Genomic DNA, 17,265 nt, shown 5'->3' on the forward strand with positions numbered 1-17,265 from the left:
GCCTCCACCCGCATACCCTCGTCCACGATCGGACGCTGGTTGGCGCAGGTGCCCTGGTTCGAACGCTCGAACTTACGCAGCCGGTAGCTGCGGCGGGTGCCGTCGTCGTGCATCACGGTGATGAAGTCGGCCGAAACCTCCTCCACCACACCGGCCTTCTGGTTCACGACCACGTCGCCGGCGTCGACGGCGGCGCGCAGCTCCATGCCGGTGCCGACCAGCGGCGACTCGGAACGGATCAGCGGCACGGCCTGACGCTGCATGTTCGCGCCCATGAGGGCACGGTTGGCGTCGTCGTGCTCGAGGAACGGGATCATGGCGGTCGCGACCGACACCATCTGGCGCGGCGAGACGTCCATGAAGGTCACCTCGGTCGGCGCGACGAACTCCATCTCCTCGTTGCCGCGGCGCGCGAGCACCTTGTCCTCGAGGAAGTTGCCGTCGGCGTCGACCGGAGAGTTGGCCTGCGCACGAACGTGGCGGTCCTCCTCGTCGGCGGTCAGGTACTTGACCTCATCGGTGACGCGGCCGTTCACGACCTTGCGGTACGGGGTCTCGATGAAACCGAACGGGTTGACCCGCGCGTACACCGACAGCGAGCCGATCAGGCCGATGTTCGGGCCTTCCGGGGTCTCGATCGGGCACATGCGGCCGTAGTGCGACGGGTGGACGTCACGGACCTCCAGGCCGGCGCGCTCACGGGACAGACCACCCGGGCCCAGCGCCGACAGACGACGCTTGTGGGTCAGACCCGACAGCGGGTTGTTCTGGTCCATGAACTGCGACAGCTGCGAGGTGCCGAAGAATTCCTTGATCGCCGCCACGACCGGGCGGATGTTGATCAGGGTCTGCGGGGTGATCGCCTCGACGTCCTGGGTGGTCATGCGCTCACGCACGACGCGCTCCATGCGGGACAGACCGACGCGGATCTGGTTCTGGATCAGCTCGCCAACCGTCCGCAGACGACGGTTGCCGAAGTGGTCGATGTCGTCGACGTCGACCGGGACCTCGGAGCCGCCGGGGGCGGTCATCAGGCGATCGCCCTGGTGCAGGCGGACCAGGTACTCGATCGTCGCGACGATGTCTTCCTTGGTCAGCGTCGAACCGGTGACCGGCTTGTCCAGGTTCAGGCCGAGCTTCTTGTTGATCTTGTAGCGACCGACGCGAGCCAGGTCGTACCGCTTCTCCTTGAAGAACAGGTTCTCCAGCAGGGTCTGCGCGGACTCCTTGGTCGGCGGCTCGCCCGGACGCAGCTTGCGGTAGATGTCGAGCAGCGCCTCGTCCTGACCCGGGGTGGAGTCCTTCTCGAGGGTGGACATCATGATCTCGGAGAAGCCGAAGCGCTCGGTGATCTCCTCGGTCGTCATACCCAGCGCCTTGAGCAGCACGGTGACCGGCTGACGACGCTTGCGGTCGATGCGGACGCCGACGGTGTCGCGCTTGTCCACGTCGAACTCCAGCCACGCGCCGCGCGACGGGATGACACGCACGGAGTGCAGCGTCTTCTCGGTGGACTTGTCGATCGACTCGTCGAAGTACACACCCGGGGAACGGACCAGCTGCGACACGACGACGCGCTCGGTGCCGTTGATGATGAACGTGCCCTTGTCGGTCATCATCGGGAAGTCACCCATGAAGACCGTCTGAGACTTGATCTCACCGGTGTTGTTGTTGATGAACTCCGCGGTCACGAACAGCGGCGCCGCGTAGGTCATGTCCTTGTCCTTGCACTCCTCGATGGAGGCCTTGACCTCTTCGAAGCGCGGGTCGGAGAAGGACAGCGACATGGAGCCGGAGAAGTCCTCGATCGGAGACAGCTCCTCGAGCACCTCCTCGAGGCCCCCGACGGGATTTGTGACGTCGCCGCGCGCGGTGGCACGCTCACGCCAGTCTGCTGAACCGACCAGCCAGGCGAACGATTCGGTTTGTAGATCGAGAAGTCCGGGAACCTCCAGGGGCTCACGAATCTTCGCGAAAGACACCCGCTTCGGGGCTCCGGGGATACCGGCCTTGGTCTGGGTGGAGACTGCCAAGATGCGTCCTTCCAGCACCTCACGCGCGTCGCGTGGTGGTCCGCGACCGTCGCTTGTCTGCTACGAATTCCGCTGGTTACGACCCGAACGAAACCCGAACAGCAAACAGCGGAAGTAACACCGGAAGGGTGGAACTTTCGTGATGCGATCGAGGTATGGACAGGAGGCAGCCAGCGCAACGTCCAAAACTACACCCAAACCTACGGGGGTGTCAAAGTACCACCCGTGGCGATCCGTGGGCGGCAACTTCGCCCCGGTGTGTCCGTGTCGATATCCCGGCGATCAGAACGCCGATATCACCACAGCCGAGTGACGGTCTCCACACGGTTTTCCGGCCGGGCCGCAAGTCCGCTGGCTGCGTTCGCAAGGCCCTCGCCGGCGTTCTGTCCCCTGTGACAGCCGCCGCTGTTGTGAATAGCGTGACGGGTCGGACGAAACTCGTCAAGTGGCGGCCCGAGTTGACAAATCGCGAGATCGCCTGTCCCCCTACAAGATCACCTTCCGACGTCGTGCGATGCCGGAAAGACACCGGCATGCGGCGGTGGGGAGGCGATTACTTGTCGGTGATCTCGGCGGCCAGCCAGTGACCGCCGACCTTCTGCATGCGCAGCACGATCGGACCCGAGGCGAGGGGTTCGGGCTTGCCGTCCTTGACCGCGGAGATGTTCAGATTGACCAGGAGCTCGGCACGGTCGCCGGTGAGAAGGGTCACGCCGATCGGATCGGTTTTGACGTCGGTGTCGGTCTGGGTCTGCTTGATGGTCTCGACCGTGGTGTCGACGTACTTGGCGAAGTCCGTCTGCATCTTGTCGGTGAGCACCGAGTTGACCGAGGCCTTCCACTTGTCGATCTCGGCGGCCTTGTAGCCGTAGAGCGTGGTCAGCGCGTGGTCGCCCGCGGCCTTCACCTCGTCGGTGGCCTTGTTGTCGACGTAGGCCAGATTGCCCGAGTCCGAATCGGGCTTGCTCACCCAGTGCTGCACGGCACCGGTGATCGCGAAGGCGAGCAGCAGCGCGGAGAGCGCTGCGCACACCGTGGCGACACCCCAGTTACGCCAAAATCCGCCCTGGCCGGTCGGCTTGGAATACTGTTGCGGGGCACTGTCTTTGGACAGACCCGGACCGCGCGGCGGGGTGGTGCGCGACGCGGTCCGATCCGAACGCTCGGAGGTGGACCAGGCGCTCGTGGTCTTCCGCTCGGTGCTCCCGGCCTGGACGTCGGCGGCGGTGGTGCGCGACGCGGTGCCGCGCTGGGCGGCCGGGCGGCGCGGGGTGACGCGGTTGACGGGTCGTTTCCGGTTGGCCATGGTCACTCCCTCCTAGTTGCCCGGCTTGGGGGTGGGCTGGGTCGAAGTCGGCTGCTGGGGCGCGTCCTGCTGCGGCGCGGCCGAGCCCAGGGGCACCGGCTCGCCGAGGTTCTGCGCCTTCTCGGCCTTCCAGGTGCTGCCGACCTTGACCAGGTGGAGGGTCCACAGCTGGCGGAAGGACGCGGGCTGGCCACCGGGCCAGCTGCGGGTGATCTTCAGGACCGCGAAGGCGGAGGCGTGGTCGAGCTCACTGTTGAGCGCGGTGACCGTGATGCCCTCGACGGCGGCCTGGATGCGGGTCTTGGAGTCCTGGGCGGTCTGCTTGAGCTGATCCTGCCCGTCCTCCTGCTGCTTGAGCAGCTCGCCGGTCATGGATGACCGGATGTTCGCCAGCGACCCGTCGATGTCGTCCGGGTTGATGGACATGAGGTTGACGGCGGCCTGGCGGGCGTCGGTCAGGACAGCGTCGCGGGCATCGGCCCGGGAGCTGTCCTTGGCGTCACCGAAGCAGATGAATCCGACCACGGCGGCGGCGATCACCGACACCACCAGCAGCGCGGCCGCGCCGACGGTGATGAGCTTCCGCGGGTCCGAGCCGGCTGTGCCGGGCGTCGGCGGCAGCTCGGCGACCTGCTCAGCGGGCTCGTCCGGAACCGCGGCCGGCTCAGCGGGCTCGTCCGGCACGGTGGCCGGCTCGGCGGCGGATTCGGCCGACTCCGGCACGGCGGTCGACTCGGCCGACTCCGTCTCGGATGCGGCCGGCTCCGGCGCGACGTCCGCCAAGGACGCGTCCGGGGTTGTTTCGGGAACCGGCGGGGTTGCCGGCTTCTCGAGGTTCGCCCCCGATTCGCTGTCCTTGTGCTGACTCACGCCGCCACCATACTTTCCTCTCTTCGCGCCCTGGCTGGGACTGTGTGCCATCTCGCTGCCCGGAGCGTGCCGGGCAGCTCGGTCAGTGCTTGGGCGTGACGCCCATGAGCGTGGCCAGCTGGGTGGCCACCGGGTTCAGGTTGAGCTTGTCCGGGTCGTACTTCGGCTTGTCGTCCCAGGGCTGCTCGACGCTGGGGTCGGCCAGCTCCGCGCGACTGGCGCCGCGGACGTCGGTCTCGCTGCCCTGCGGCACCGCACACCCGGCCTGGGTATTGAGCGGGAAGTCGTCGCGGGTGTCGTCGAAGTTGGGGTTCTGGGCCTTCATCTGGTCCAGAATCCGTTGTGTGCCTTCGTATCCCACCGTGCAGGCGGGCGGGTTGTTGGTCTCCAGCACCAGGCCGAAGTGGGTGGTGCCGTCACCGGGTGCGGTGGACGAGCCACCCAGCGGCAGCAGCGGCAGCATCTGCAGCACCGGGCCGAGGGCGTAGAACTTCGGCGAGATGGCCAGCAGCAGGGTGCGCAGGTTGGTGAGGTCCTTGGTCAGGGCCGGGCCGCTCTCCTGCAGCAGGCGCTGGATCGCGGAGCCCGCGTCGGTGCCGGTGCCGATGAGGCGGCGGATATCCGGGTCGTTGGACTTCAGCTGCGCGGTGAGCTTGTCGAGGCCGTCGCTGAACTGCAGGATCGCCGGGGACTGTTCGGCCTGGGTGCCCAGCACGGTGCGAGCCGAGCGGATCAGCGCCAGGGTCTGCTGCAGGTTGTCACCGCTGGCGGTGGCGCTGAACTTGTTGAGCGAGTCGATCAGGATCTTGAGGTCGTCGCCCTTGCCGTCGAACGCCTTGCCCAGCTCGGTGATGGTGGTGGACAGCGCCTTCAGGTCGGTGGTGCCGGCGAAGTGGTCCACGCTGGTGAGCAGCTCCTCGACGTGGACGGGCAGCTGCGCGCCGACGATGACCGAGCCGTCCTTCAGGTACGGCCCGCCGTCGCTGGTGGGCTGCAGGTCCACGTACTGCTCACCGATGGCGGAGCGATCGGCCACCACCGCCTTGGCATTGGCGGGGACCTTGGGCTTGCCGGAATTCATCTCCAGGGTGATGAGCACGCCGTCGGGGGTAACGTCGAGGTCGCCGACGCGACCGACGGGAACGCCACGGTAGGTGACCTCCGCGCCCTTGGACAGGTTGCCGGTTTCGGCGGCCTCCACCTTCACCTTGTACAGCCCGAAGCCGAGCATATTGTCCAGCCGCACGTACTTGGCACCGACGAACACGACGCCGAGCACCGCGATGACCGCGAAGGCGATCAGCTGATTACGCACCAGACGAGTCATCGCGGACCACCCACTCCCAGCTGCTCGAGAATCGATCCCAGCGGATCGGTCGGTCCCGGCTGCCCGATCGGCCGCGCCACGGTGGGCGGCAGCGGCAGCAGCGAGACGGTCGGCCAGCCGCCGCGCGGCCCGTTGCCGTTGTAGTACGGGTTGGTCGGATCCACGTTGACCTGGCGGCCCGCGGGCGGCAGGTATTGCGGATCCTGTTTGCCCACACCGAGATTCGACAGCAGGGTGCCGATCTGCAGGTCCACCGAGAGCCAGGTGTTGACCTGGCCGCCGAACGCGGACTTGATGGCCTCGTCCGGGAACGGGTAGGTCGGGATGAGCGGGAACGCGGTCACCAGGTCACCCGCCGACGAGCCCAGCGCCTGCAGCGTGGGCCGCAGCGAGGACAGGTCGGTGATCAGGTTGTCCTTGGACTTGTTCAGCACGTCGAATCCGGCCTGCCCCACTCGATCCAGCTGGCCCAGCAGCTGAATCAGCTGCGGCCGTTGCTCGTTGAGGATCTTGATGCCGCCCGGCAGCTCGTCGAGGATCTTGGAGATCTGGGTGGTCTGCTGCCCCACCCGGCTGGTCAGCGTGTCGAGGCTGTCCAGCGCGCGGGTGATGTTGTCGACCTGGTCGTCGAGGCCCTTGATCAGGGTGTTGGCCTGGCTCAGCAGGTCCCGGACCTTGCCCTCGCGGCCGCCCAGAGTCTTGTTGAGCTCCACCACGATCGGCTGCAGCTGCGCCACGCCGCCGCCATTGAGCAGCAGCGACAGCGCGCCCAGCACCTGCTCCACCTCGGTGGCGGTGCGGGTGTTCTCGACCGGGATCTTGGCGCCGTCCTTCAGCCGCGCGGAATCGGCATCCTTTGCGGGAGCGGACAGTTCGATGTACTTCTCACCCAGCAGGTTGGTCTGCTTGACCTCGGCGTGGGCATTGGCGGGCAGGTTCACACTGTCGTCGACGAGCACCTGCACGCTGGCTTCCCAGGCGTTGTCGGGGGCGATGCGGATCTTGTCGACCCGGCCCACCGCGACACCGTCCACCTTCACCGACGACTGCGGGACCAGGTCCAGCACGTCGGAGAAGCGGATGTCGAGGTGCAGCGGGTGCTTGCCGATGCTCGGGCCGCCGGGCAGCGGAATGCTGTCCGCGCCGCAGCCGGCCGCCATCAGCGTCACCGCGCCCAGCGAGGTGGCCAGGAGGGCGGTGCGCCGGACCCGGCCGCCGCGAATCCGGTTGGCGCTCATCGCTGCCCACCTTCCTGCTGCGACGGCGGCAGCTGGTCGGACGGAGTGCCGGGGACGGTGCCAGGGACCGTGTTGTGCTGCTCGTTCTCGCCGCTGAGGATGCCGAAGGGCAACACCAGCGAGGGTGTCTTCACGCCCGCGGTGAGCTGATCGGTGATCACCTTGCAGTTGTTCAGGATCGGCTGCAGCTGACGCGAGATGGCATCGAACTTGGGGTCGCCGGGACGCAGCTTGCCCAGGTCCAGCATCTTGCAGATGGCGCCGAACGGGTCCTGCAGGTCGGTGAAGTTGGGCCGCATGTCGAGCGTGCCGGATTCACCGTTGTGCACGTTGATCAGGTTGCTCAGCGCGGTCGGGATGAGCGGCAGCGCCTTGGCCAGATCGTCGCGCTGGTCGGCGAGGGTCTGGGTGAGCTTGGTCAGCGCATCGGCGTTGGACTGCACCAGGTCCCGGTTGTTGTCGATGAACCGGGCCACATCGCCGAGCGCGACCGACAGCAGGTTCAGCGCCTGGCCGAGGGTCTGGCGCTCGTCGGACAGGAACCCGGCCAGCGAGGCCAGCTGGGTGTTGAAGGTCCGCACCTGCGCGTCGTTGTCTGCCAGGGTCTGCACGAAGGTCTGCAGGTTCTTGACCGTGTCGAAAATGTCGGTGCGCGAATCGGAGAGCGCGTGCGCGGCCTTGGACAGCTGGGTGAAGCTGTTGCCCAGCGCGTCGCCGTTGCCGGCGAGGTTCGCCGCGCCGGTGCGCACCAGCTGGTTCAGCGCGCCTTCACCGGTGGCGCCGTCGGGCTTGTTGGCGCCCTCCGGGCCGAGTGCCTTCGACAGTTCGGTGATGCTGTTGTAGAGCCGGTCCACCTCGACCGGGGTCGCGGTGCGATCCTTCGGAATGGTGGCGTTGCGGGCCATCTTCGGTCCGCCCTTGTAGGCGGGCGCGAGCTGGATGTACCGGTCCGACACCACCGAGGGGGTGATCTGGGCGGCCTTGGCGTCGGCGGGGATGTCGTAGCTGCGGTCGACCTTCATGACGACCTTGACCACGTCGCCCTGCGGGTCCACCGAATCCACCCGGCCCACCGGCACGCCCAGGACGCGCACGTCGGAACCCTTGTAGATGCCGATGGACTTGTCGAAGTACGCGGTGATGGTGGTGGTGTTGAGCCGGTCGAAGCTCCACCACGCGACGCCCGCGAGCACCACCGCCAGGACGGTCACTCCGGCGATGATCTTGCTCTTGGTGCTGGTGCCACGCAAGGCGGTCAGCGGGTTGCTCGCCACGAGTTAACCTCCCATCTTTCGGATCGGCTGACGGTCACCCGGGATGTCCGGCAGCGCGGGCGGAATCAGGTTCGTGATGACCGCGTCGAACCAGCGGCCGTTGCCCAGCACGTTGGAGTAGAGCCCGTAGAAGGGCGCGGCCAGCGTGAGGGTCTTGGACAGGTCGGCCTGGTGGTCGTTGAGCAGGTCGATGGTCTTGTTGAGGTTGGTCAGCGCCGGGCCGATCTGGGCCTCGTTGTCCTTGACCAGCGCGGTCAGTTCCGCCGCAACGGTTTTCGCGCCGGTGAGCAGCTGATGGATGGCCTGCTGGCGCACGTTCAGCTCGGCCAGCAGCTCGCCGCCGTTGGAGATGAGCCGCTCGAACTCCTGGTTGCGGTCGGCCAGCACCTTGGTGGTGGTCTTGGTGGCCGCGAACAGCTTCTTGAGCTGATCGTCACGCTTGGCCAGGGTCTCCGAGAGCCGGGCGACGCCGTCGATGGAGCTGCGCAGTTCCGGCGGGGTGGCCGAGAAGGCGTCCGACAGCACGGTGAAGCTCTTCGCCAGCTGCGCGGTGTCGGTCTGCTCGATGTTCTTGGCGGCGTCGCTGAACGCGTCCACCACGTCGTAGGGAGACACGGTGCGCGAGAGCGGGATCCGATCCGAGGGGTTCAGGACCTTGGTGCCCTTGGGATCCAGCGCCAGGTACTTCTGCCCGAGCAGGGTCTTGATCTGGATCGAGGCGGTGGACTCGTCCCCGACCCAGGCGTCCTGGGTGCGGAAGTCCACCAGCACCTTGTCGCCGTCGAGGCGGACATCGGATACCGCGCCGACCTTGACGCCGGCGATGCGCACCTCGTTGCCCTTCTTCAGGCCCGCGGCCTCGGAGAACTCGGCGGTGTACTTGATGCCGGCGCCGATGATCGGCAGTTTGTCGAGGTTGAACGCGGACAGGGTCACCAGCAGCACCAGGATCAGTCCCAGCCCACCCATGAACGCCGGACTGCGCTTGCCCAATACAGCGCGGTCGTCCATCAGCGGCCTCCCTTCCCATGGCAGCGCGGGGCCGGATTCGTGTAGATCGGCTGGTTCACAGTCGGCATGTTCTGCAGTGCGGGCGGGAAGTTCAGCTGCGGCGCGTCCTTGGTGCCCGGTCCGGCGACGATGTCGATGCCGCACAGATAGAACTGGAACCAGGAGCCGTAGGACGCCGCGCGACCGAGCTTCTCCATCTTGATGGGCAGGTTGGTCAGGCCCTCGTCGACCTCGTCCTTGCGGTCGTTGAGAGTGCCGGTGAGCTGGTTCAGACCGGCGATGGCGCCCTGCAGGTTCGGCCGCACCGGGACCAGCAGGTCGGCGGTGGCCGAGGCCAGGTTGCCGAGCGAGGTGACCGCCGAGCCGATGGTGCCGCGATCGGCGTTCAGCCCGGTGACCAGTGCCTCGGTATTGACGATCAGCTGGTCGAGCTGGTCGCCGCGCGAATTGATGCTGTCCAGCACGGCATTCAGGTTCTTGATCAGCTCACCGATCACCGCGTCCTTGTCGGCCACCTTGTTGGTGAGCGAGGCGGTGTTGGCCACCAGGTCCGCGATGGTGCCGGATTCGCCCTGGAAGACCTGGATGATCTCGGACGACAACTTGTTGACGTCCTCGGGGGTGAGCGTCTGGAACAGCGGCCGGAAGCCGTTGAACAGCTCGGTCAGGTTGACCGCCGGCTTGGTGCGCTCCAGCGGGATGGTCGAGCCCTTGTTCATCTTGCGGCCCTGCTGCCCGGTGCCCTGCTCCAGCGCGATGTAGCGCTGGCCCACCAGGTTCCGGTACTTGATGGTCGCGGTGGTGGAGGCGGGCAGCCAATCCCGGTCGGTCAGTTCGAATTCCACATTGGCCAGGCGCTTGTCCACGATGGACACATTGGTCACCTTGCCCACCCGGACACCGGCCACGCGCACCTCGTCGCCCTTGTTCAGGGAGGTCACATCGGTGAACCGGGCATTGAACTTGGTACCGCCGCCACCGTAGTTGGCGATGGTCAGCGCCAGCACACCCGTCAAGAAGACCGTGACGAGAATGAAGGCGATCAGTTTGGTCAGCGTCGGCCCGAGGCCGCGCAACAGATCCTTCACTTGACGCTCACCTCACTGCCGCGGAAGGCCGGGGCGGCGATCTTGGTCACCCAGGTGGGCACCTGTTCGGGCGAAACTCCGTGTGCCGCACCGTAGATCGCACCAAGGGCCTGGGCCTCCTGCGGCGAGTAGGCGGTGGTCGGCGCCTGCGGGCCGTACACCTTGTACTGCGGCTCCGGCATGCGGCCGATGTTCTGGTCACCCGGATTACGGCTCGGCGGCTGGTAGGAACCGTCATTGGCGGAACCGTCGGTGTACTGGCCCGGGTCGGTGAACGGCGGGTACATCGGAATGCACAGCGGCCCACGCGGGTCGAACCAGCGCGGCTCGTCCTGGTTGGGCACATAGCGGCCGCGCGGATTCACGATCTGGATGGTCACCCGCGAGCCCGGCAGGTTGGTGCCCTTGCCGAAGATCTGGTCGATGCGCGGCTTCAGCTCCGCGAAACCGGCCAGCGCGCAGCTGTAGCTGGGCGAATACTTGGCCAGCGCCTCCAGCGCGGGCCGCGAGTCCGCCGCCACGTCGATGATGTTGTCGCGGTTGGCCACCAGGAAGTCGGCGGTGGTCGAGGCGCTCGGGGTCAGCGTCGCCAGCAGGGTGTCGACCTGCGAACGCTTCTGCACGATGGTGGCATTGGTGGTGCGCAGGTTGTCCAGCGCGGACACCAGCTCGGGCGCGGCATCGGCGTAGGTGGTCGCCACGTCGGCCAGGCTCTTCAGATCCTGTTGCAGCGTCGGCATTTCACCGTTGACCTGGGTGACGATGTCGTCGAGCCGGTCGATGGTCTTGCCCAGCTCCTCGCCCTGTCCCTGCAGCGCATTGGACAGCGCGCCCAGCGTGGAGGACAGGTACTGCGGCGGAATCGCCTGCAGCAGCGGCAGGATGTGGTCCAGCAGCTGGCTCACCTCGACGGCGTTGCCGCTGGTGTCCTGGTGCAGGGTCACGCCCGCGGTGAGATGGCCCTGCGGGCTCTCCGGCCACACCAGATCGATGTAGCGCTCACCGAACAGCGTCTTGGGCAGCAGGCGGGCGGTCACATTGGACGGAATCTTGTCGGCCTTGCCCGGGTCGATGGCCAGATCCAGCGTGACGTTCTTGCCGTCGTAGGAACTCGACCGCAGCTCGCCGACGGTGACACCGCGGACCTTCACATCCGCGTTGCGGGTCAGCGCGTTTCCGACGGTGTCGGTGATCAGGTTGACCCGGACGGTGTCCACGAACTGCTTGTTGTAGATGGCGATGGTGGTCCACAGGAACAGCGCCACCAGCACGAAGAACAGCACGCCGAGGGTACGGCTGCGCAGTTTCTCGGTGGAACGCCAGAACTGCACGCGCTGCGGGTCGCTCATCCGGCCACCCGCACCGTCGTGGTCGTGCCCCAGATCGCCAGGGACAGGAAGAAATCGAGCACGTTGATCAGCACGATGGCGGCGCGCACCGCGCGGCCCACGGCCACACCCACGCCCGCGGGACCGCCGCTGGCGTTGTAACCGTAGTAGCAGTGCACCAGGATGATCACGAACGCGAAGATGAGCACCTTCACGAAGGAATAGAGCACGTCCTCCGGTGGCAGGAACAGACTGAAGTAGTGGTCATAGGAACCACTGGACTGCCCGTTGAAGTAGATGCTGATCATCCGCGAGGCCAGGTAGGTGCCCAGCAGGCCGACCACGTACAGCGGAATCACGGCGAGGAAGCCGGCGATGGCGCGCGTGGTCACCAGGAAGGGCACCGACGGCACCGCCATCACCTCGAGCGCGTCGATCTCCTCGGAGATCCGCATGGCGCCCAGCTGCGCGGTGAAACCACAGCCGACCGTCGCCGACAGTGCCAGTGCCGCGACCAGTGGCGCGAGCTCGCGGGTATTGATGTACCCGGTCAGGAAGCCGGTGAGGACACCGGAGCCCAGGGCGTCGAGGGCCTTGAAGCCCTGCAGGCCGACGACCACACCGACCGAGGCCGACATGAACACGATGACGCCGATGGTGCCGCCGATGACCGCGAGGGCGCCTGATCCGAAGGTCACCTCGGCCAGCAGCCGCATGACCTCCTTGCGGAAATGCACGATCGTCTTCGGGATCGCGCCGATCGCCCGGGAGTAGAACGACATCTGATCGCCGGCCTTGTCGACCAGGTCGACCGGCGCCATGAGCACGGGTCTGACCCGGCGCGCCGACCGGGAGAAGACGGTGGTGCGCTGCGAAACAACCATGGATCACGCGCCCTTTGCGGGGACGACCTGAAGGTAGATCAGGGTGAGGATCAGATTCAGGAAGAACAGAACGAGGAACGTGATCACCACGGATTGGTTCACCGCGTCACCCACTCCTTTCGGTCCCCCCTTCGGATGCAGGCCCTTGTAGGCGGCGATCACGCCCGCCACCACGCCGAAGATCAGGGCCTTGATCTCGCCGATGACCAGGTCGGGGATCTGCGCGAGGGCGGAGAAGGACGCGAGGTACGCGCCCGGGGTGCCGCCCTGCAGCCCGACGTTGAAGAAATAGCCGCCGCAGATGCCGACGACCGAGACCAGGCCGTTGAGCAGGAAGGCCACCAGCATCATGCCCAGCACGCGCGGAACCACGAGGCGCTGGATGGGATCGATGCCGAGCACCTCCATGGCGTCGATCTCCTCGCGAATGGTGCGCGAGCCGAGATCGGCGGCCACGGCCGAGCCGGCGGCGCCGGCGATGATCAGCGCGGTGACGACCGGAGCAGCCTGCTGCACGGTGGCCAACACACTGGTCGCGCCGGTGAAGTTCTCCGCCCCCAGCTGCTTGATGAGCGAGCCGGTCTGCAGGGCCACCACGGCGCCGAACGGGATTGCCACCAGAGCGGCAGGGAGGATCGAGACACTCGCGATGAACCACGACTGTTCGATGAACTCCCGCCACTGGAAGGGCCGGCGGAACGTCTTCCGGAGCACGTCCAGGAAGAGTGCGAATATGTTGCCGGCCTGGGCAAGTCCCGACTCGACCGGGGTGCGCAGTCGTGTCAGGGTGGGATTCACGCCGCGTATGTTACCCGTTAGTCAGGTTCTGTCGAACCGTGGCGTCGTAGCCACCCTGATACGCGGGCATCACCTGCGTGTCGGCCTCATCGCCGTTCTGCGCCATCGACTCGCGAATGGCTTCCTGGGCGGCCGGCGGCAGCGTATGCATGATCTGACGGACCCGCTCGCGACGGCGGCCCACCGCCCCACGCACGGGCATGCCCGGCTGCGCCCGCATCTGCGGGATGATGCCCTCGATCTCCTCCGCGCCACCGGCGTGGTGACCCGAGTCGAACATGGCCTGCTCGCGGGCCATCTGGGCTTCGTCCTTCTCCTCGGACATACCGATCGGGCCCTGCATGCGGCCGTTGAGGAACTGCTTGACCACCGGCTCCTCCGAGGTGAGCAGCACCTCACGCGGGCCGAACATGACCAGGTTGCGGCGGAACAGCATGCCGATGTTGTCCGGCACCGTACGGGCCAGGTTGATGTTGTGCGTGACGATCAGGATCGTCGCGTCGATCTGCGCGTTGATATCGATCAACAGCTGCGAAAGATAGGTGGTGCGAACCGGATCCAGACCGGAGTCCGGCTCGTCGACCAGGATGATCTGCGGGTCCAGCACCAGCGCGCGGGCCAGGCCGGCACGCTTGCGCATACCACCGGAGATCTCACCGGGCAGCTTGCCCTCGGCGCCGAGCAGACCGGTCAGCTCGAGCTTCTCCATGACGATCTTCTTGATCTCGGATTCGCTCTTCTTGGTGTGCTCGCGCAACGGGAAGGCCGTGTTGTCGAACAGGTTCATCGATCCGAACAGCGCGCCGTCCTGGAACAGGACACCGAACAGCTTGCGGATCTCGTAGAGATCCTTGTTCGAGCAGGTAGTGATGTCGGTGCCGTCGATGTAGATCGAGCCCTTCTCCGGGCGCAGCAGACCGATCAACGACTTCAGGAAGACCGACTTACCGGTACCGGACGGGCCGAGCAATGCGCTGACTTCCCCCGGCGGCAGCGTCAGCGTGACGTCCTGCCAAATACGCTGCGAACCGAACGACTTCGTGATGCCTTCGGTTCTGACCTCGACGCCCACGCCAACCTCCACTTTCTCCGACGAGCGCACTACGTGTGACTACGGGCCACAAAATTCGCGCGGTGTGGCGCATCACAGTAGGTCCGGTCACTGTATCGCATATGCACCGTCTCGGACACCGGGACCTGACTGGTCGGTAGCAACATTCGTATCGAATTATCGATTACGCGCCAATCACGACGGCACAATACGCGAAAAGGGCGGTCCCCCAATGGGAACCACCCTTTTCACAATCAACGCGGCACGGGGCTGTGCCCCGCCACAGGTCCGTCTTACTTGACGGAAACCTTGGCGCCGGCCTCTTCCAGCTTCGCCTTGGCGGCCTCGGCGGCATCCTTGGCGACCTTCTCCAGGATCGGCTTCGGGGCACCCTCGACCAGGTCCTTGGCTTCCTTCAGGCCCAGGCCGGAGACGATCTCGCGCACGACCTTGATGACCTGGATCTTCTTGTCGCCGGCACCCTCGAGGATGACGTCGAACTCGTCCTGCTCCTCGGCGGCCTCGGCCGGAGCAGCGGCGCCACCGGCGACGGCGACGGCGACCGGAGCGGCAGCGGTGACCTCGAACTTGTCCTCGAACGCCTTCACGAACTCGGACAGCTCCAGCAGGGTCATGCCGGCGAAGGTCTCGAGCAGCTCATCAACGTTGGCCATTGATATTTCCTTTCGGTAGTTCCGTCACCGCGCGAACGGCGACGAAGAGGTTTGGGGTAGTGACTTATTCGGCGTCTGCGGCCGGAGCTTCGGCGGCGCCACCCTCGGCGCGCTTCTTCTCCTCCAGGGCCGCGGCCAGGCGGGCGATCTGCGAGGCCGGGGCGGCGAACAGCCCGGCAGCCTTCGACAGGTTGCCCTTCATCGCGCCGGCCAGCTTGGCCAGCAGCACCTCGCGCGACTCCAGGTCGGCAATGCGCTCGACCTCGGACACGGACAGCGCGGCGCCGTCCATGTAGCCGCCCTTGATGATGAGCGCCTTGTTGTCCTTGGCGAACGCCTTCAGCGCCTTCGCGGCGTCGACCGGCTCACCCGTAATGAAGGTGATGGCGGTCGGACCGACGAACAAGTCATCCAGGCCTTCCACGCCCGCCTCGGCGGCAGCGCGCTTGACCAGGGTGTTCTTGGCGACGGAGTAGGTAGCGTTCGCGCCGAGGGCACGACGCAGCTCAGTGATCTTGCCGACGGACAGGCCACGGTATTCCGTGACGACAGTCGCGGTGGACGACTTGAACTGCTCGGTGATCTCCGCAACCGCGGTGACCTTCTCAGCCTTTGCCATACTTCGCCTCCTCTCTGGATGGTCGGATCTCGTATGAACTACCGAGTTCCGCCACAGGGGCCAGCGACAAAGCAAACGCCCCGGACGCAAGGTGGTCCCGGGGCGTACAAGAAACAGTCGCGATTTCTCGCGGGTTTCCCGACCTCGGCTCTCCCTGCGTGGGCCGCCGGCAATATCGCCGGACCTTCAGCCGCCTGACGGCAGCAACCAACGGTCTTCGGTAGAACGATTTGGGGTGATCACCGAACGGGCCGGTGACCGTCGTCCAATATAGCGGACCAGCATCGATACGCCAAAACGGGGGTGACACCCCCGCCCGCCCGCTGTTGTTCTTCTTCGCAAAAGCGAAGGGCCGGTACGAGATTCGTACCGGCCCTTCGGGCTTCATGCGTTGCTACGCGTTACCGCGTCGAGGAATCAGTCTTCCTCGGCGAAGTTACGGGTGCGGTTCGGATCCACCGGGATGCCCGGTCCGGTGTTGGTCGAGAACGTCACCTTCTTGACGTAGCGGCCCTTCGCAGTGGAGGGCTTGACACGCAGGATCTCGTCGAGCGCGGCGCCGTAGTTCTCGGCCAGCTTCTTCTCGTCGAAGGAAGCCTTGCCGATCACGAAGTGCAGGTTGGCCTGCTTGTCGACGCGGAAGTTGATCTTGCCGCCCTTGATGTCGTTGACGGCCTTGGTCACATCGGGGGTGACGGTGCCGGTCTTCGGGTTCGGCATCAGGCCACGCGGGCCCAGCACGCGAGCGATACGACCGACCTTGGCCATCTGGTCCGGGGTGGCGATCGCGGCGTCGAAGTCCAGCCAGCCGCCCTGGATGCGCTCGATCAGGTCCTCGGCGCCCACGGCGTCCGCACCGGCGGCCTCGGCCTCGGCGGCCTTGTCGCCGACCGCGAACACGATGACGCGGGCGGTCTTACCGGTGCCGTGCGGCAGGTTGACGGTGCCACGGACCATCTGGTCGGCCTTGCGGGGGTCGACGCCCAGACGGACGGCGACCTCGACGGTCGCGTCGGTCTTGGTGGTCGCGGTCTCCTTCGCCAGGCGCGCGGCGGCCAGCGGAGCGTAGAGCGCGGCGCGGTCGACCTTGGCGGCCGCCTCGAGATAAGCCTTGCTTCGTTTTGCCATGATTCTCTGTCCTTGTCTAAGTCAGAAGTGGTGCGGGACAGGCGGTCCCTTCCACAAGAGCTCGAAAGCCCTACTCCGCGATGGTGATACCCATCGAGCGGGCGGTACCAGCGATGATCTTCGCCGCGGCGTCGATGTCGTTGGCGTTCAGGTCTTCCTGCTTGGTCTTGGCGATCTCACGGACCTGGTCCATGGTGATCTGCGCGACCTTGTTGCGGTGCGGCTCGGCGGAGCCCTTCTGGATCCCGGCGGCCTTCAGCAGCAGACGCGCGGCGGGCGGCGTCTTCAGCTTGAAGTCGAACGAGCGGTCTTCGTAGACCGTGATCTCGACCGGGATGACGTTGCCACGCTGCGACTCGGTCGCCGCGTTGTACGCCTTGCAGAACTCCATGATGTTGACGCCGTGCTGACCCAGCGCCGGACCGACCGGCGGAGCCGGGTTGGCGGCACCGGCCTGGATCTGGAGCTTGATGAGCCCAGCGACCTTCTTCTTCTTCGGGGGCATCTTTCTTCCTTGGGTTAGGTTCCTTACGGATTCCCGTAAGCCTTCTCCGGACCATGCCCCGGACAGCATCGCCCGAGGCACAACCCGTCAAGTCTATGCGAACGCGAAAAAGGCGGTGACACCGGCCCGAA

At 66.2% G+C, this 17,265-nt stretch carries 16 protein-coding genes; all 16 read right to left on the reverse strand.

Going from position 1 to position 17,265, the window contains the following annotated elements:
* The coding region (locus tag ACFXHE_RS41405) for a DNA-directed RNA polymerase subunit beta (protein WP_379390791.1) at positions 1-2,051 on the reverse strand (2,051 nt) is incomplete at its 3' end.
* 535 nt (positions 2,052-2,586) lie between these two features.
* A complete protein-coding gene (locus ACFXHE_RS41410) occupies positions 2,587-3,339 on the reverse strand; it encodes a hypothetical protein (RefSeq protein WP_379390793.1) in 753 nt (250 codons plus the stop codon).
* A 12-nt stretch (positions 3,340-3,351) separates the two neighbouring features.
* The gene (locus ACFXHE_RS41415) at positions 3,352-4,209 is read right to left on the reverse strand and encodes a hypothetical protein (RefSeq protein WP_379390795.1); all 858 of its coding nucleotides are present in this window, start codon (positions 4,207-4,209) and stop codon (positions 3,352-3,354) included.
* 82 nt (positions 4,210-4,291) lie between these two features.
* Complete coding sequence (locus ACFXHE_RS41420) at positions 4,292-5,536, reverse strand: MCE family protein (protein WP_379390797.1); 1,245 nt, start codon at positions 5,534-5,536, stop codon at positions 4,292-4,294.
* Positions 5,533-6,774: an MCE family protein gene (locus ACFXHE_RS41425; RefSeq protein ID WP_379390799.1), complete on the reverse strand. Its 1,242-nt coding sequence runs from the start codon at positions 6,772-6,774 to the stop codon at positions 5,533-5,535. Before ACFXHE_RS41425 ends, ACFXHE_RS41420 begins: the two co-directional genes overlap by 4 nt.
* Positions 6,771-8,048 (reverse strand): MCE family protein, encoded by a 1,278-nt coding sequence (locus ACFXHE_RS41430; RefSeq protein WP_379390801.1) that lies wholly within the window; start codon positions 8,046-8,048, stop codon positions 6,771-6,773. Before ACFXHE_RS41430 ends, ACFXHE_RS41425 begins: the two co-directional genes overlap by 4 nt.
* A 3-nt stretch (positions 8,049-8,051) precedes the next feature.
* Positions 8,052-9,059, reverse strand: a complete 1,008-nt coding sequence (locus ACFXHE_RS41435; protein ID WP_379390803.1) for an MCE family protein — start codon at positions 9,057-9,059, stop codon at positions 8,052-8,054.
* Positions 9,059-10,135 carry an MlaD family protein gene (locus ACFXHE_RS41440; RefSeq protein ID WP_354850823.1) on the reverse strand — a complete coding sequence of 359 codons (1,077 nt, stop codon included), beginning with the start codon at positions 10,133-10,135 and terminating at the stop codon, positions 9,059-9,061. The genes ACFXHE_RS41435 and ACFXHE_RS41440 overlap by 1 nt, the downstream gene beginning before the upstream one ends.
* A gap of 8 nt (positions 10,136-10,143) precedes the next feature.
* Positions 10,144-11,496 (reverse strand): MCE family protein, encoded by a 1,353-nt coding sequence (locus ACFXHE_RS41445; RefSeq protein ID WP_379390805.1) that lies wholly within the window; start codon positions 11,494-11,496, stop codon positions 10,144-10,146.
* On the reverse strand, positions 11,493-12,296 hold the full coding sequence (locus tag ACFXHE_RS41450; RefSeq protein ID WP_379390846.1) for an MlaE family ABC transporter permease: 804 nt from the start codon (positions 12,294-12,296) through the stop codon (positions 11,493-11,495). Before ACFXHE_RS41450 ends, ACFXHE_RS41445 begins: the two co-directional genes overlap by 4 nt.
* A 66-nt stretch (positions 12,297-12,362) precedes the next feature.
* Complete coding sequence (locus tag ACFXHE_RS41455) at positions 12,363-13,157, reverse strand: ABC transporter permease (RefSeq protein ID WP_328290729.1); 795 nt, start codon at positions 13,155-13,157, stop codon at positions 12,363-12,365.
* Positions 13,158-13,167: 10 nt separating this feature from the next.
* Complete coding sequence (locus ACFXHE_RS41460; protein ID WP_379390808.1) at positions 13,168-14,229, reverse strand: ABC transporter ATP-binding protein; 1,062 nt, start codon at positions 14,227-14,229, stop codon at positions 13,168-13,170.
* Between the two features lie 272 nt (positions 14,230-14,501).
* Positions 14,502-14,882 (reverse strand): 50S ribosomal protein L7/L12, encoded by a 381-nt coding sequence (gene rplL / locus ACFXHE_RS41465; RefSeq protein WP_040862028.1) that lies wholly within the window; start codon positions 14,880-14,882, stop codon positions 14,502-14,504.
* A gap of 64 nt (positions 14,883-14,946) precedes the next feature.
* A complete protein-coding gene (rplJ, locus tag ACFXHE_RS41470; protein WP_354850760.1) occupies positions 14,947-15,501 on the reverse strand; it encodes a 50S ribosomal protein L10 in 555 nt (184 codons plus the stop codon).
* A gap of 417 nt (positions 15,502-15,918) precedes the next feature.
* The gene (rplA, locus tag ACFXHE_RS41475; RefSeq protein ID WP_040862030.1) at positions 15,919-16,629 is read right to left on the reverse strand and encodes a 50S ribosomal protein L1; all 711 of its coding nucleotides are present in this window, start codon (positions 16,627-16,629) and stop codon (positions 15,919-15,921) included.
* Positions 16,630-16,699: 70 nt separating this feature from the next.
* Positions 16,700-17,134, reverse strand: coding sequence for a 50S ribosomal protein L11 (gene rplK, locus ACFXHE_RS41480; RefSeq protein ID WP_354850762.1), 435 nt, complete (start codon positions 17,132-17,134; stop codon positions 16,700-16,702).
* Positions 17,135-17,265 lie beyond the last annotated feature (131 nt).

Source organism: Nocardia sp. NPDC059229 (assembly GCF_042754165.1).
Lineage (GTDB): Bacteria > Actinomycetota > Actinomycetes > Mycobacteriales > Mycobacteriaceae > Nocardia.

Bases quoted from the DNA above. Each gene is read 5' to 3' on its own strand.
- ACFXHE_RS41410 (WP_379390793.1), bottom strand. From the start codon at position 3,339: ATGGCCAACCGGAAACGACCCGTCAACCGCGTCACCCCGCGCCGCCCG.
- ACFXHE_RS41420 (WP_379390797.1), bottom strand. From the start codon at position 5,536: ATGACTCGTCTGGTGCGTAATCAGCTGATCGCCTTCGCGGTCATCGCG.
- ACFXHE_RS41425 (WP_379390799.1), bottom strand. From the start codon at position 6,774: ATGAGCGCCAACCGGATTCGCGGCGGCCGGGTCCGGCGCACCGCCCTC.
- ACFXHE_RS41435 (WP_379390803.1), bottom strand. From the start codon at position 9,059: ATGGACGACCGCGCTGTATTGGGCAAGCGCAGTCCGGCGTTCATGGGT.
- ACFXHE_RS41445 (WP_379390805.1), bottom strand. From the start codon at position 11,496: ATGAGCGACCCGCAGCGCGTGCAGTTCTGGCGTTCCACCGAGAAACTG.
- ACFXHE_RS41450 (WP_379390846.1), bottom strand. From the start codon at position 12,296: ATGGCGCCGGTCGACCTGGTCGACAAGGCCGGCGATCAGATGTCGTTC.
- rplL (WP_040862028.1), bottom strand. From the start codon at position 14,882: ATGGCCAACGTTGATGAGCTGCTCGAGACCTTCGCCGGCATGACCCTG.
- rplJ (WP_354850760.1), bottom strand. From the start codon at position 15,501: ATGGCAAAGGCTGAGAAGGTCACCGCGGTTGCGGAGATCACCGAGCAG.
- rplA (WP_040862030.1), bottom strand. From the start codon at position 16,629: ATGGCAAAACGAAGCAAGGCTTATCTCGAGGCGGCCGCCAAGGTCGAC.
- rplK (WP_354850762.1), bottom strand. From the start codon at position 17,134: ATGCCCCCGAAGAAGAAGAAGGTCGCTGGGCTCATCAAGCTCCAGATC.